Genomic DNA, 14,923 nt, shown 5'->3' on the forward strand with positions numbered 1-14,923 from the left:
CCGTATACGAAATCCCGCACCTCGCATCGCATCCCGGCGCACCTTGCTCTCCGCCCCCCACCTCGGAAGAGAGGCACCCGCATGCGCACCTTCCTCGCCCTTGCCGGAACCGTCACCGCGCTCACCGTCGCCGTGGCCGTCCCCGCGTCCGCCGACGCGGGCCCCGTCCTCACCACGGGCGGCGTCGGCGGCACCGCCGTGGCCGTCGGCGACACCCTCACCGCGCCGCTGGCCGCCGGCACCTCCGCCACCCTGTACTCCAGCGCGACCGGCACCAGCGGTGTCACCTGCAAGGCGTCCCAGTTCACGGCCCAGGTCACCGGCAACCCGGCGGCTCCGGGCTCCGCCACCGAGTCGGTCACCGGCCACACCTTCGACAGCTCGACGTGTACCAGCAACGTCACCGGGGTCCTCGGCGTCAACGGCATCACCGTCGACCACCTGCCCTACACCGCCTCGGTCTCCTCCGACGGCACTCTCTCCGTCGCCCCGGCGAGCGGCTCGACCATCCAGACCACGGTCAAGCTGCGCACCCTGCTCGGCTCGGTCACCTGCGTCTACCAGGCGCCGAGTCTGACCGGGAAGGCGGACAACGCCGACAACAGCATCACCTTCACCAACCAGCAGTTCAGCAAGGTGTCCGGCTCGTCGCTCTGCTTCGCCAGCGGCTACTTCACCGCCAAGTACGCCCCGGTCACCGACGCGGGCGCGCCGGTGTTCGTCAACTGACGTTCTGCTGCACGCTCGTTCAGCGCCGGCGCAGGCGCGGGACGAGGGCGGCGGCCGCGGTGACCACCAGCACCGCGGCCGCACCGCCCGCCAGTAAGGGAGCCGAGGGGCCCGACTTCGCACGGGTCGCCTCGGCCACCGGCTTGCCGTCGTCCGGCACGGCGGCGTACGAGGAGTCCTTGCGCGGCACGGGAGTCGACGCCTTTGCCGAGGGCGAGGCGGACGCCGGGTGCGAGGCGTGCGCGGAGGGTGTGGCCGCCTTCGAGGCCGGCTTCCTGGTGGGCGCGGGCCGGGTGGCGCCCGAACCGCTCCCCGAAGCCGCGGTCCCGCTCGCCAGCACCACGTCGGAGCACGAGTAGTAGGTGTCCGGCGTGCTGGTGTTCTGCCAGATCGTGTACAGCATCTGACGTCCCGTCCGGTCAGAGGGAAGCGTCGCCTGAAGGTGGTACGCCCCGTTGCTCAGCGGCGGGTTCTTGAACTCGGCGAACGGTCGGTCCGGCAGGTCGGACCACTTCAGCGGCTTCGCCGGGTCGTAGCCGGGCTTGGTCAGGTACAGCCGGAACGAGCCCTCGTGGGCGATCGTGGAGGCGTACGTCAGGGTCAGCCGGGCGCCCGGAGTCAGCCGGGTGGCGGGCCAGTCGGTGCGGGCCAGGTCGAGACCCCGGTAGGCGGGCAGGTTCCCGCTGCACAGTCTGCCGTCCGGAATCATCTGCCGGTCACGGCCGTTGACGTTGGGCACCCGCAGGTTGTCCCACGCGGTGAAGGGGGCGCCGTTCGCCGCGATCGCGGCCCGGCAGGCGGCCGACCGGTTGGCGCTGCCGCCCTGGGGCGAGCAGGCGTAGACCCGGCTGACCGGATCGGTGGGGGCGCCGTGCGCCAGTGCCGGGGCCGCCGTCCACGGCAGCAGCAGGAGAGGGGTCGCGGCGGCGGCCGCCAGAGTGCTCAGGCGGGCGGTCATCCGAGTCATCCGGGACGTCTCCTCGGCGAGGCGGTGGGGGTCTCCGTCCCCAATACGGGTGACAGCACTGGTGTGTTCAGACTCTCAGTCGACCGAAGAAGTCAATTACAGACCGCATCGGCTGTTTCTGCCGCACCCTTCACCGCCCGGAAATCTTCGCGTGAGCGACGCAGTGCACCCGGAAGCCCCCGGAGCCGGATAAAAGCGGAAGGTCCAGTTCACCCCGGACGAGCAGGGGAGGAAGTGTGGAGGAGCGCGGAATCTCGGTGCCTCCCGCGTGACTCCCCTTGCGGCTCGGTGAGTTATCGTATGCGAGGGGTCAAAACAAACCGCGTGTCCCGTTCGTGCAGGAGAGGGGTCGGCCGATGGCGAGGCAGTTGCGCGCTGAACAGACCCGGACGACGATCATCACCGCCGCGGCCGACCTGTTCGACCGGCAGGGGTATGAATCGACCAGTCTGAGCGACATCGTCGGACATGCGAACGTCACCAAGGGCGCCCTGTACTTCCACTTCGCCGCCAAGGAGGACCTGGCGCACGCCATCCTCGAACTCCAGTCGGTGGCCGCCCGGCAGGTGGTTGCCGAGGTCGAGAGCCGGGGCTGCTCGTCGCTGGAGGCGCTGATGCGCGTCACGTTCGCCCTCGCCCGCCTCGCCGTGCACGACCCGGTGCCCCGCGCCGGGCTCCGCCTGGTCACCACCGACCTGCCCATGCGCCCGCCGCTGCGCCACCCCTTCACCGAGTGGCTGGAGTTCGCCTCCCGCAAGCTGCACGGCGCCGTCCGGGACTGCGATGTGCACGCCGAACTGGACGCCGGGATCGTCGCCCACTCCCTGGTCTGTTTCTTCGTCGGCACCAGGGTCGCCGGGCGCACCCTGGAACCGCCCGCGCGGCTGCCCCGCCGGGTCGCCGAGATGTGGTACCTGATGCTCCGCAGCCTGGTCCCGGTGCACCGCCGCCCCCGCTACCTCGCCCTCGCGGCACAACTGGAGCGGGAGGCCAGGGCCGGCTGACCTGCGCGGTACGGTGACGGCATGTCCGACGCCGCCCCCACCGCGCCCGTCATCCGCGCCGACGCACCCGGCTCCTTCCCGCACCGCACACTGGCCGAACGGCACCCCGCGATCATCCGTCAGGTCCGCGCCGGCCTCCCCTACGAGCCCCCGCAGCAACACGCGCTGGACGCCCTGCTGAAGAACTGCACCGAGGGCGTCATCGAACCCCTCCCCGCCGACGCCCCCGACCGCGAGCGCTGGCAGAGCTGGGGTATGGACACCTACGCGGGCCAGTCCTGGTTCGACGTGCCGTGGCTGTGGGCCGAGAGCTACTTCTACCGCCGCCTGCTCGGCGCCGTCGGCTACTTCGGCCCCGGCGCCTGGTGCGGCATCGACCCGTTCCGCCCTTCCAAGACCGGCGAACTCCACTCCGCCGGGACCGACGCCGAGCTGTCCGCCCTCGAGGATCTGCGGGACCGCCCGGCCGACGACCGCGACCGTGCCCTGCTGAGCGGCTCCCTGTGGGGCAACCGCGCCGACCTCAGCTTCCAGCTGTCCGCGGAGGGCGGCGAGCGACGCGAAGCCGCCCCCGGCCTGGTGGCCGACGACAGCGACCTCCTCTGGTCGCTGCTCCCGCCCGGCGGCACCGGCACCCTCTGCCTGGTCGCGGACAACGCCGGCCGCGAGCTCGTCCCCGACCTGCTGCTCATCGCCGCGCTCCTCACCGAGCCCCGCATCGGCCGCGCGGTCCTGCACCTCAAGCCCACCCCGTACTACGTCTCCGACGCCACCACCGCCGACGTGATCGACGCCCTGCACCGCCTGCGCTCGGCGGGCGGTCTGGCGGGGGAGTACGGCGACACGCTCTGGTCGGCCCTGGGCGACGGCCGCCTCGTCCTCCGCGCCCACCCCTTCTCCTGCTCGCCGCTGCCATACGGCGAAATGCCGGACGACCTCCGCGCCGACTTCGCGGCGGCCGGCCTCACCCTGCTCAAGGGCGACCTCAACTACCGCCGCCTGGTGGGTGACCGGTACTGGCCGGCCACCACGCCCTTCGACGAGGTGACCGCCTACTTCCCCGGCCCGGTGGCCGCGCTGCGCACCCTCAAGTCCGAGGTCGTCACCGGGCTCTCCGCGGCCACCGAGGAGGCGCTGGACAAGGCGGAGGGAAGAAAGTGGCTCACCAGCGGCACCCACGCCCTGATCCAGGTCAACCCGTCAGCCGGCCCGGACGGGCAGTGACGCGACACCGTTGGTGACGCCGGAGCCGGACGGCAGCACCGGCCCGGCGAGCCGCAGCTCCGGCAGGGCGCGCAGCACCTCCTCGTGGAGGACGCGCAGTTGCAGCCGGGCGAAGTCGGCGCCCAGACACAGGTGCGGACCCGCGCCGAGGGAGAGGTGCGGGTTGGGCGTGCGGGCGAGGTCCAGGCGGTCGGGGGTGCTGAAGACCTTGGCGTCGCCGTTGGCGGCAGCGAGGGAGACGATGACCCGGTCACCGCGCCGGAAGCGGTGGCCGGCGAGGTCGGTGTCCGTGGCGGCGGTGCGGCGGAGGCTGAGCAGGGGCGGGTGCAGGCGGAGCAACTCCTCGATCGCGGGCCCGAGTTCCGCTGTTCCTTCGCGCAGCGCCCGGTACGCCTCGGGGTGCTGTGCCAGCATCGCGAGTCCGCCCGCCGCCGCGTCGCGCATGGGGGCGAGGCCGGTGGTCAGGAGGAGGGGGACGAGCATGTCCAGCTCGTCGGAGCTGAGCCGGGCGTTGTGGGCCAGCACCGTGGTGAGGTCGTCGTCCGGATAGCGGCGGCGGTGGACGACGAGCCGGCGGGCGTAGCCGGTCGTGTCCTCCAGCGCGTGCGGCCCGGTCCAGCCGGGCAGACGGCGCCGGTCGGCGTGCGGGACGCCGAGCAGGTCGGCCAGGTTGAGCGCGGTGTACGGGTCGGACACGGCGGTGGCGAGGTCGAGGACGCCGTCGGTGGCGCGAGCCGTGTCCAGTGCGCGGGTGAGCAGGGTGCGGGCGCGCTCGCGGGCGGTCGCTGTGAAGCGTTCGACGCGCTCGGGGGTGAGGGCGTCGGCCGTGTGGTCTCTGAGGCGGGTGTGCTGGGGCGGGTCCTGGCGGGACAGCAGCCGTCCCAGGAGCGCGGGTTCGCCGGGCCCGGGGAGGGAGGAGTACGTCACCGGGTCCTGGAGTACGCGGAGGGCATCGGCGTGCCGGGTCACCGCCCAGAAGCCGGGGCCGGGCGGCCGGTCCGCCGTGCCGGGCTCGTCCTGCCAGGACACCGGGGCGGGCGCGTGCGGTAATCGGTGCCGGGGAGGCGGGGAGGGGATCATGGCCCATACCGTGGCCCCGGCCCGGGGGACGGACAAGGGGAGTGACGGCCTCCGGTGCCGGGCTGTCCGGATGTCGTCGGCAGGGCCGGAAACGGGCCACGGGCAGGGGTGTGGCTGTGACGGTCAACGCCACACCGGGCGGTGCGAGTTCCCGGGTTCGGCACTGGTTCACGCGATGGTGTGATCATCCCAGTCGTGGCGGATGGCCCATTTGCCCGGCGGGTAGCCCCCCGCCATGACGCAGCCGTTCGAACTCCCGCACTTCTACATGCCGTATCCCGCGCGGCTCAATCCGCATCTGGACGAAGCCCGTGCCCACTCCACCGGGTGGGCGCGCGAGATGGGCATGCTGGAGGGCTCCGGGATCTGGGACCAGGCCGACCTGGAGGCACATGACTACGGCCTGCTGTGCGCCTACACCCACCCCGACTGCGACGGACCCGCGCTCTCGCTGATCACCGACTGGTACGTGTGGGTGTTCTTCTTCGACGACCACTTCCTCGACATGTTCAAGCGCACTCCGGACCGCGCGGCCGGCAAGGCCCACCTGGACCGGCTCCCGCTGTTCATGCCGCTCGACCCCGCCACCCCCGTCCCCGACCCGACGAACCCGGTCGAGGCGGGCCTGGCCGACCTCTGGGCGCGCACGGTTCCGGCGATGTCCGCGGGCTGGCGCCGCCGCTTCGCCGTGGCGACCGAGCATCTGCTCAACGAGTCGATGTGGGAGCTGTCCAACATCAACGAGGGCCGGATCGCCAACCCGGTGGAGTACATCGAGATGCGCCGCAAGGTGGGCGGCGCCCCCTGGTCGGCGGGACTCGTGGAGTACGCGACCGCCGAGGTGCCCGCCCCGGTCGCGGAGTCCCGGCCGCTCCGGGTGCTGATGGAGACCTTCTCCGACGCCGTCCACCTGCGCAACGACCTGTTCTCCTACCAGCGGGAGGTGGAGGAGGAGGGCGAGAACAGCAACGGCGTGCTGGTGCTGGAGCGGTTCTTCGGCTGCTCCGCCCAGCAGGCCGCCGAGACCGTCAACGACGTGCTCACCTCACGGCTGCACCAGTTCGAGCACACCGCGCTCACCGAGGTGCCCGCCGTGGCGCTGGAGAACGGGCTGCGGCCCGACGAGGTCGCGGCGGTGGCCGCGTACACCAAGGGGCTGCAGGACTGGCAGTCCGGCGGCCACGAGTGGCATCTGCGCTCCAGCCGCTACATGAACCGGGGCGCCCGCTCCGAGACGCCCTGGCGGGTGCCGAGCGGCCCCGGCACCTCCGCGGCCGACGTCCGCGCCCTGCTGGCCTCGGCGGGCGCCGAACGCCTGCGCGCGTACACGCACGTCCCGTACCAGAAGGTCGGGCCGTCGCTGCTGCCCGAATTCCACATGCCGTTCCCGCTGGAGCTGAGCCCGCACGTCGACGCCTCCCGGCAGCACCTCGTCACGTGGTGCCACACCATGGGCATCCTGAGCGAGGGCGTCTGGGACGAGGACAAGCTCGCCGCGTACGACCTCGCCCTGTGCTCCGCCGGACTCGATCCCGACGCCACGCCCGAGGCGCTCGACCTGAGCGCGCAGTGGCTCGCCTGGGGGACGTACGGCGACGACTACTACCCGCTGGTGTACGGCCACCGCCGCGACCTGGCCGCCGCCCGGCTGACCACGGCCCGGCTGTCGCTGTGCATGCCGGTCGACGGTGAACCGGGGCTCGTCCCGGCCAACGCCATGGAGCGCGGGCTCGTCGACCTGTGGACGCGGACCACCGCTCCGATGAGCGTCGAGCAGCGGCACACCCTGAAGGCCGCCGTCGACGTGATGACCGAGAGCTGGGTGTGGGAGCTGTCCAACCACCTCCAGCACCGCGTCCCCGACCCCGTCGACTACCTGGAGATGCGCCGCGCCACCTTCGGCTCCGACCTCACCCTGAGCATGTGCCGGATGGGCCAGGGCCCGGCCGTCCCGCCCGAGGTGTACCGCACCGGGCCGGTGCGCTCCCTGGAGAACGCCGCCATCGACTACGCCTGCCTGCTCAACGACGTCTTCTCGTACCAGAAGGAGATCGAGTACGAGGGCGAGATCCACAACGCGATCCTCGTGGTGCAGAACTTCTTCGGCATCGGCTACCCGGCCGCGCTCGCCGTCGTCCACGACCTGATGACCCAGCGCATGCGGCAGTTCGAGCATGTGGTCGCGCACGAACTGCCCGTGCTCTACGACGACTTCCAGCTCTCCGAGGAGGCGCGGGCGGCGATGGACCACTATGTCCTCGACCTCCAGAACTGGCTCGCGGGCATCCTCAACTGGCATCGGGAGGTCGACCGTTACAAGGCCGAGTGGCTGGGCGGCCGGGCCCACGGTTTCGTACCCGGCCAGGCACCGCGGCGGCTCCAGCTGACCGGCTGACGGCGCCCCCGCGCCCCCGGCGGCCACCGCGAACCCGGTGGTCGCCGTATGCCCCGCGCGTCATGATGGCCGTACGCCCCGCCGCCACGACCACACCCGGAGGCCCGGATGACCGGCAGTACGCCCGCGATCTTCACCGCCGAGGACTACCGCGCCCGTATGGCGCGCGCGACCGGCGCCGCCGCCGAGGCGGGGCTCGGGGGGCTGCTCGTGGCGCCGGGACCGGACCTGGTCTGGCTCACGGGGTACGCGCCCCCTGTCACCGAGCGGCTCACGATGCTGGTCCTCGTGCCGGGCCGTGAACCCGTGCTCGTGGTCCCCGCACTGGAGGCCCCCGACGCCGAGCGGGCCGCGGGCGCCCCCGCGCTCACCCTGCTGAAGTGGACCGACGGCGAGGACCCGCACTCCCTGACCGCCGAGCTGCTCGACCCCAAGGGCGGCGTCGGCGTCAGCGACAACGCGTGGGCGCTGCATCTGCTGGCCCTCCAGCGGGCCCTGCCGGACCTCAGGTGCAGCGCGCTCACCGACGCGCTGCCCATGCTGCGGGCCGTCAAGGACGCGGCCGAGCTGGAGCTGCTGGCCGCCGCCGGGGCGGCGGCCGACGCCGCCTTCGAGGAGATCAGAAAGCTGCCCTTCGCCGGGCGCCGCGAGGACGAGGTGGGGCGCGACCTCGCCGGCCTGCTGCGCCGCTTCGGCCACTCCCAGGTGGACTTCACCATCGTCGGCTCCGGCCCCAACGGGGCCAACCCGCACCACGAGGTCGGGGAGCGGGTCATCCAGCGGGGCGACATGGTCGTCCTCGACTTCGGCGGGCTGAAGGACGGCTACGGCTCCGACACCACCCGCACGGTCCACGTGGGCGAGCCGACCGAGGAGGAGCGCCGGGTGCACGACGTGGTGCGGGCCGCGCAGGAGGCCGGGTTCCGGGCCGTCCGCCCGGGCGCCACCTGCCAGGACGTCGACCGTGCCGCCCGCGCGGTGATCGAGGACGCGGGCTACGGGCCGTACTTCATCCACCGCACCGGGCACGGCATCGGCGTCACCACGCACGAGCCGCCGTACATGATCGAGGGCGAGGAGCAGCCGCTCGTGCCCGGCATGTGCTTCTCGGTCGAGCCCGGCATCTACCTGCCCGGCCGGTTCGGGGTCCGGATCGAGGACATCGTGACGGTGACGGAGGAGGGCGGACGCCGCCTGAACAACACCACCCGTGAGATGGTCGTGGTGGACTGACCAGACCCAGGCAGCCACCTCCGCGACGACCTTCCGGAACGGCGAGACACGACCCATGACCCGGCCACCGACCCCCACCCCGGACACCGTGCGCGCACTGGTCCGCTCGCTGCTCAGGAGCGGTACGGCCCAGGGGCCGGAGGTACGGCCCGTCGCGCCGGAGCACCCGTACACCTGGTGGGTCGGGACCCGGTACGTGCTGCGGCTCGCGCCCGACCGGGAGGCGTCCGTCCGGCTGCGGCGGGAGACGCGGCTCAGGGACCTGGTGCGGCCGCATGTGCCCGTCGTCGTCCCGTCCGGGGTGGCGCACGGCGACTGGACGCCCGGCCTCGCCTGCACGCTCGACGCCCGGCTGCCGGGCGACTACGGCGGCGGGCACGAGGTGTCCGCGCTCGGGGAGGCCGACCTCGCTGGGCTGTTCACCGGGCTGCGGGCGGTCCCGGTGCGGCAGGCCGAGACGCTCGGGGTGCCGCGCGTGGCCCCGCGGTCGCTGGGAGCGCTGCGCCGTATCGCCGCCCACGCGGCCGAACGGCTCGCCGCCGCCGACGAGTTCGACGCGGGGCGGCTGCGCCAGCTCACGCCGTCCGGGGCCGCGCAGCTGGCCGCCCAGGCCGGCCCGGCCGTGCTCACCCACCACCGGCTCACCGAGGAGCACGTGCTGATCAGCGCCGACGGACGGGTCCGCGCGGTCCTCGACTGGACCGGCGCGGCCCTGGGGGACCCCGCCGAGGACATCGCCGCCCTCGCCACCTCCGTCGGCGCCCCCGCCGCCGTCCGCGCCGCCACGCTCGCCGGGTACGGTGCCCGGCCCTGCCTGCGCGGCCTATGGCTAGCCCGCTGCGACACGGTGATCGCCCTGTCGGAGCACCTGGACACCCCGGCGGCGGGTCCCCTGCACGCGGCGCTGCTCCGGGCGTGGGAGCCGATCATGCTGGAGCGGGTCACGGAGCTGAAGGAGGACGAGTAGGGGTGTCGGCGGGGCTCCGGCGCGCGGCGAGCGTCCCCCTGCCGGGCGCCCGCTGCCCCGCCCCCACCGCCGGCGGCAGCCTACGGCTGTGACAGCACCACGCAGGACTCGCGCCGTACCTGAAGCATCCCGTCCGGGCCCGGCGGCTCCACCGTCTCGTCCCACGCGGCCAGGATCTCCAGCTGGCCCGTGCCCAGGGGGATGCCGGCCGGCTCCTTGCCGAGGTTGACCGCGACGCGGATGTCGCCCCGGCGGAATGCCAGCCAGCGGGCGGACTCGTCGTAGGCGACCTTGGTGTCCGCGAGGTCGGGCACGGTGAGGTCGGGGCGGTCGTGGCGGAGGGCGATGAGGCGGCGGTACCAGGCGAGGACGCGGGCGTGGGGATCGCGCTCCGGCTCGGACCAGTCCAGGCAGGAGCGGTCACGGGTGGCGGGGTCCTGGGGGTCGGGCACGTCCTCCTCGGCCCAGCCGTGGGACGCGAACTCCCGCCGCCTGCCCCGCCGAACGGCCTCGGCCAGCTCGGGGTCGGTGTGGTCGGTGAAGTACTGCCAGGGGGTGCCGGCCGCCCACTCCTCGCCCATGAACAGCATCGGGGTGAGCGGCGAGGTCAGGGTGAGCGTGGCCGCGCAGGCCAGCAGGCCGGGGGAGAGGGTGGCGGCGAGACGGTCGCCCTGGGCGCGGTTGCCGACCTGGTCGTGGGTCTGGCTGTACCCCAGCAGCCGGTGCCCGCTCAGCCGGGCCCGGTCCAGCGGGCGGCCGTGGGCCCGGCCCCGGAAGCTGGAGTAGGTGCCGTCGTGGAAGTAGCCGCCGGTCAGGGTCTTGGCCAGCGCGGCGAGCGGGGCGCGGGCGAAGTCGGCGTAGTAGCCCTGGGACTCGCCGGTCAGGGCGGTGTGCAGGGCGTGGTGGAAGTCGTCGTTCCACTGGGCGTGCAGGCCGAGACCGTGCTCGGTGCGCGGGGTGATCATCCGAGGGTCGTTGAGATCGGACTCCGCGATCAGGAACAGCGGGCGGCCCACCTCCTCGCCGAGGGCGTCGACCGACTCCGACAACTCCTCCAGGAAGTGCCGGGCGCGGTCGTCGTGCAGGGCGTGCACGGCGTCCAGACGGAGCCCGTCGAGGCGGTAGTCCCGCAGCCAGGCCAGGGCGCTGTCCCGGAAGTAGGCACGCACCTCGTCCGAGCCGGGCGCGTCCAGGTTCACGGCGGCACCCCACGGCGTCTGGTGCGTCTGCGTGAAGTACGGCCCGAACGCCGGGAGTTGGTTGCCGGACGGGCCGAGGTGGTTGTGGACCACGTCCAGCACCACACCGAGGCCCAGTGCGTGCGCCCGGTCCACGAACCGCTTCAGCGCCTCCGGCCCGCCGTACGGCTCGTGCACCGCCCACGGCGCCACCCCGTCGTACCCCCAGCCGTGCCGGCCGGGGAAGGAGGACAGCGGCATCAACTCGACGTGGGTGATGCCCAGCTCCTTCAGATGGCCGAGGCGCTCGGCGGCCGCGTCCAGCGTGCCCTCGGGGGTGTACGTGCCCACGTGCAGCTCGTACAGCACCGCGCCCGGCAGCCCGCGCCCCGGCCAGTCGGCGCGCCACGCGTACCGGTCCTGATCGACGACCGCGCTCAGCCCGTCCGGGCCGTCCGGCAGGCGGCGCGAGCGCGGGTCGGGCAGGACGGGGCCGTCGTCCAGCGCGAAGCCGTACCGCGCGCCGTCCGCCGCGTCCGCCTCCACCGTCCACCAGCCCGTCCGCTGCGGATCGGGTTCCATCGCCCGCGTGGCGCCCTCGCACTGGAGCGCGACCCGGTCTGCCTGTGGTGCCCACACCTCGAACTTCACGGACGGTTCCCCTTCGTCTGCTCACCGTGATGCAGTCGGTCCATCGTGCCGCGAATTCGATCAATCCGCTTTCGAATCGGGGCTTTCCGCCCGGGTGTCGCGGAAGTGGGCCGCGGCGGGCGCCGGTTGCCTCGTCTGGACACCTCGGGGTGCGCTGCCCGACAATCACGAGCGTGACGTCGTCCTTCGAATTCCCCGTGTATCCCGTACGGGTCTCCGACGCGGAACGCGACAAGGCGCTGCGGGTACTGCGGGACGGCGTCGCCCTGGGCAAGCTGTCGCACGACACGTTCGTGCACCGCATGGAGCTGGCCCTCGCCGCGCGCAGCCCCCGCGAACTCGCCGTGCTCACCGCCGACCTCAAGGACGGCAACCGGCTGAGCCGCGCCCTGTTCGGCACCGTGGAGGCCGTGTCGGGCTTCGGCGTCCGGCTGAGCCGGGCCTGGCGCGCCGAGCGACTGCCCAAGCTGCTGCTGCCCCACCCCACGCACGGCCACCCGCTGCGCATCGGCCGCGACCCGGCCAGCGGGCTCCGGCTCAACCACGACACGGTGTCCCGTGTGCACGCCGAACTCCGGTACCAGGGCGGCATGTGGGTGCTGCGGGACCTCGGCTCGACCAACGGGACCACGGTGAACGGGCGCCGGGTGCTGGGTGCCGTGGCGGTGCGCGAGGGAGACCTCGTCGGCTTCGGCACGGTCTCCTACCGGCTCGCGGCGGACTGACACGCCGGGACCGAACTGGTGGACCTCTGTCCGGCGTCACGGCTGCCGTTCGGGGTCCGAAGGCCGCCGAGGCATGCGCCGAACCGACCGCCATCGATGGCGACCTCGGCCGCCCGGGGGACAGCGACACCCTGTGCCCGCTGAGCTGCGCACCGGTCAGCGCAAGCGCCCACGGCCGCTGGAACGGCCGGCGGACCGATCACGAGCGGACGTACGGCAACGCGTGCGAGCCGCGTGCCGCGACGGGTGACGTGTTCGCCCTGGAGGGCTGACGACAAGGCCGGGTGGCGCCCCCCCCCACGTCCTTCTGCCACCCGGCCGGCCTCGCTCAGACCACGTCGCCCGTTGCGTCCACCCGCTCCAGCAGTCCCACCGGCAGCGCGGAGAACAGCTCCTCCGCGCGCACCTCGCCGGTGAACTCCCGGTCCGGGGCGAGGACGTCCCGCCAGCGGCCGGGCGGCAGCGGGAGGTGGGTGTGGTGCCAGCCGCCCGCCTCCTCCAGGTGCACCGAGAGCCGGGTCACCGCCGTGATCACCTCGCCGGAGCGGGAGAACGCCAGCACATGCTCGGAGGACGGCCCCTCGGCGAGCAGCGGGGCGTACGTGCCCGTGGTACCGAAGATCTCCGGCCGGCGCGCCCGGAGCCGGAGCGCCGCCCTGGTCAGCGCCTCCTTCTCACCGGGCGCGGCCGGCGGGAAGGGCACCGGTCGCCGGTTGTCGGGGTCCACCAGCGCCCGGTACTCGCTCTCCGTCCCCTGGTACAGGTCCGGCACGCCCGGCATCGTCAGGTGCACCAGCGCGGCGCCCAGCACGTTGGCCCGGATGTGCGGCTCCAGCCCCTTGCGGAAGGCGGCCACCCGCTCACCGGGCGGCCCGCAGGGACCGGCGGCGACGAACGCGGCCACCGCGTCCTCGTACGGCGCTTCCTGCTCGGTCCAGCTCGTGTACATGCCCGCCTCGCGGACGTGCTTCAGCAGCGCCTCGCGTACCCGCTCCTCCTCGGCCGGGCCGAGCCCGAACACCGTCTGCCAGGCGGCCCAGGCCAGTTGGCCGTCGGGGACCACCTCCGGTTCCCGGCTCACCTCGGCGAGCAGCTTGGCCCAGCGGCCGGGGCACTCGGTGAGCACGTTCAGCGCCGCCCGGACGTCCGCGCTGCGCTTGGTGTCGTGCGTGGTGACCACCGTGCCGGTGTCCGGCCAGTGGCTCGCCAGCCGGGCGCAGTAGGCGTGGAACTCCGCCGGGGAGACTCCCATCCGGCCCGGATCGCCGCCGACCTCGGTCGCCGACAGCAGCGGGACGTAGCGGTAGAACGCCGTGTCCTCCACCGACTTGGCCCGCAGCGCCGACGCGGTCTGCGCGAACCGGCTGCGGAACTCGGTGAGTTCGGGCAGCGTGCCGTCGTCCGGGCCGATCAGCAGCCCGCGTACCAGGTCGACCGCGTCGGCCTCCTCCGCCACCGCGAACGCCCGCCGGGCCTCCGCAGCCGCCTCCTCGGTGACCACGGCGGCGGCGTCCTCGGAGGTGTACGGCCGGTACACCGGCATCCGGACCAGCAGCTCCTCCAGGGCCGTGCGCAGCGCCCAGGGCGCCCGGTCGCGCAGCGCCAGGTCCGGGGAGGCGGCGCAGACCCGGACCGCCGAGCGGGTGAGCCGGTCGGCCTCGGCGGCCAGCTCGTGGGTGAGCACCTTGTACGCGGCCCGCCGCACCGTGGCGTCCCAGTCACCGCCCCGGTCGAGCTGCGGGGTCGCGAAGGCCCGGTAGTGGGCCTCGAGTTCGGCGGCACCGGCCGGGCCGGTGAACACCCCGTCGATGCGGCGCAGGGCGTCGTAGCCGGTGGTGCCCGCGACGGGCCAGGAGTCTGGCAGCTGCTCCTCGTCGGCGAGGATCTTCTCCACCACCGTCCAGCGGCCACCGGTCGCCTCGTCCAGCCGGGCGAGGTAGGCGTCGGGATCGGCCAGGCCGTCCGGGTGGTCGATGCGCAGGCCGTCGATCACGTCCTCGGCCAGCAACTGGAGGATCTTGCCGTGGGTGGCGTCGAAGACCTCGGGGTCCTCCACCCGTACCCCGATCAGCTCGGAGATGCTGAAGAAGCGCCGGTAGTTCAGCTCGGTGCGGGCCAGCCGCCACCACACCGGGCGGTACCACTGGGCGTCCAGCAGCTCGGGCAGCGGCAGGCCCTCGGTGCCGGAGCGCAACGGGAAGAGGTGGTCGTGATAGCGCAGCAGCTCGCCGTCGGCCACCAGATGCTCGCGCTCGGCACTGATGGGCCCGCCGAGGACCGGCAGCAGCACCTGGCCGCCGCGCGAGGCCCAGTCGATGTCGAACCAGCGCGCGTACGGCGACTCGGGCCCCTCGCGGAGCACCTCCCACAGGGCGCGGTTGTAGCGGGGGGCCATCGCCATGTGGTTGGGCACGATGTCCACCACCAGGCCGAGCCCGTGCTCCCGCGCGGTGCGCGACAGTGACCTGAGCCCGTCCTCGCCGCCCAGCTCCGCGCGCACCCGCGTGTGGTCCACGACGTCGTAGCCGTGGGTGGAGCCGGGGACGGCCTCCAGGACGGGGGACAGATGCAGGTGCGAGACGCCCAGCGACGCCAGATAGGGCACGGCCGCCTCGGCGGCGGCGAAGGGGAACGAGGGCTGGAGCTGTAGGCGGTAGGTGGCCGTGGGCACCCCTGGTCCGGGTCGCACTGAAGTCATGCAGAGCTACGTACCCCGCCTGCCGCTCTTCGTGTCATCCGCCGGGGCATCCGGCCCGGTACGGCCCACACG

The 14,923-nt window shown here is 73.4% G+C and carries 12 protein-coding genes; 8 read left to right on the forward strand and 4 right to left on the reverse strand.

Annotated elements, in window-relative coordinates:
* The first annotated feature begins 81 nt into the window (after positions 1-81).
* The gene (locus tag E5082_RS18645) at positions 82-729 is read left to right on the forward strand and encodes a Tat pathway signal sequence domain protein (RefSeq protein ID WP_135792366.1); all 648 of its coding nucleotides are present in this window, start codon (positions 82-84) and stop codon (positions 727-729) included.
* Positions 730-748: 19 nt separating this feature from the next.
* Here the strand turns inward: E5082_RS18645 and E5082_RS18650 are convergent, their stop codons facing one another.
* Positions 749-1,696, reverse strand: coding sequence for a lytic polysaccharide monooxygenase auxiliary activity family 9 protein (locus E5082_RS18650; RefSeq protein WP_135792367.1), 948 nt, complete (start codon positions 1,694-1,696; stop codon positions 749-751).
* Positions 1,697-2,052: 356 nt separating this feature from the next.
* Here E5082_RS18650 and E5082_RS18655 point away from each other — a divergent pair, with 356 nt between their 5' ends.
* Complete coding sequence (locus E5082_RS18655) at positions 2,053-2,700, forward strand: ScbR family autoregulator-binding transcription factor (protein WP_135792368.1); 648 nt, start codon at positions 2,053-2,055, stop codon at positions 2,698-2,700.
* Between the two features lie 21 nt (positions 2,701-2,721).
* Positions 2,722-3,924 carry a damage-control phosphatase ARMT1 family protein gene (locus E5082_RS18660; protein WP_135792369.1) on the forward strand — a complete coding sequence of 401 codons (1,203 nt, stop codon included), beginning with the start codon at positions 2,722-2,724 and terminating at the stop codon, positions 3,922-3,924.
* Here the strand turns inward: E5082_RS18660 and E5082_RS18665 are convergent.
* Positions 3,901-5,004 carry a cytochrome P450 gene (locus E5082_RS18665; protein ID WP_135792370.1) on the reverse strand — a complete coding sequence of 368 codons (1,104 nt, stop codon included), beginning with the start codon at positions 5,002-5,004 and terminating at the stop codon, positions 3,901-3,903. The two genes, E5082_RS18660 and E5082_RS18665, sit on opposite strands and share 24 nt — an antisense overlap.
* A gap of 235 nt (positions 5,005-5,239) precedes the next feature.
* Here E5082_RS18665 and cyc2 point away from each other — a divergent pair, with 235 nt between their 5' ends.
* The 3 genes from cyc2 (at position 5,240) to E5082_RS18680 (ending at position 9,599) form a co-directional block, all read left to right on the forward strand.
* Positions 5,240-7,399 (forward strand): germacradienol/geosmin synthase Cyc2, encoded by a 2,160-nt coding sequence (gene cyc2, locus E5082_RS18670; protein WP_135792371.1) that lies wholly within the window; start codon positions 5,240-5,242, stop codon positions 7,397-7,399.
* Between the two features lie 108 nt (positions 7,400-7,507).
* On the forward strand, positions 7,508-8,632 hold the full coding sequence (locus E5082_RS18675) for an aminopeptidase P family protein (protein ID WP_135792372.1): 1,125 nt from the start codon (positions 7,508-7,510) through the stop codon (positions 8,630-8,632).
* Positions 8,633-8,687: 55 nt separating this feature from the next.
* Positions 8,688-9,599 carry an aminoglycoside phosphotransferase family protein gene (locus E5082_RS18680; protein WP_135792373.1) on the forward strand — a complete coding sequence of 304 codons (912 nt, stop codon included), beginning with the start codon at positions 8,688-8,690 and terminating at the stop codon, positions 9,597-9,599.
* Between the two features lie 80 nt (positions 9,600-9,679).
* Here E5082_RS18680 and treZ read toward each other — a convergent pair whose 3' ends face one another.
* Positions 9,680-11,428, reverse strand: a complete 1,749-nt coding sequence (gene treZ / locus E5082_RS18685) for a malto-oligosyltrehalose trehalohydrolase (protein WP_135792374.1) — start codon at positions 11,426-11,428, stop codon at positions 9,680-9,682.
* Between the two features lie 173 nt (positions 11,429-11,601).
* Here treZ and E5082_RS18690 point away from each other — a divergent pair, with 173 nt between their 5' ends.
* Entirely contained in the window at positions 11,602-12,153 is a 552-nt protein-coding gene (locus tag E5082_RS18690) for a DUF1707 and FHA domain-containing protein (RefSeq protein ID WP_135792375.1), read from the forward strand.
* A 26-nt stretch (positions 12,154-12,179) separates the two neighbouring features.
* On the forward strand, positions 12,180-12,425 hold the full coding sequence (locus E5082_RS18695; RefSeq protein WP_279638112.1) for an SSI family serine proteinase inhibitor: 246 nt from the start codon (positions 12,180-12,182) through the stop codon (positions 12,423-12,425).
* A 56-nt stretch (positions 12,426-12,481) separates the two neighbouring features.
* Here E5082_RS18695 and treY read toward each other — a convergent pair whose 3' ends face one another.
* Positions 12,482-14,851: a malto-oligosyltrehalose synthase gene (treY, locus tag E5082_RS18700; RefSeq protein WP_229918857.1), complete on the reverse strand. Its 2,370-nt coding sequence runs from the start codon at positions 14,849-14,851 to the stop codon at positions 12,482-12,484.
* Between the last annotated feature and the right edge of the window lie 72 nt (positions 14,852-14,923).

Origin of the sequence: Streptomyces griseoluteus, from assembly GCF_004784465.1 — a bacterium.
Classification (GTDB): domain Bacteria; phylum Actinomycetota; class Actinomycetes; order Streptomycetales; family Streptomycetaceae; genus Streptomyces; species Streptomyces griseoluteus.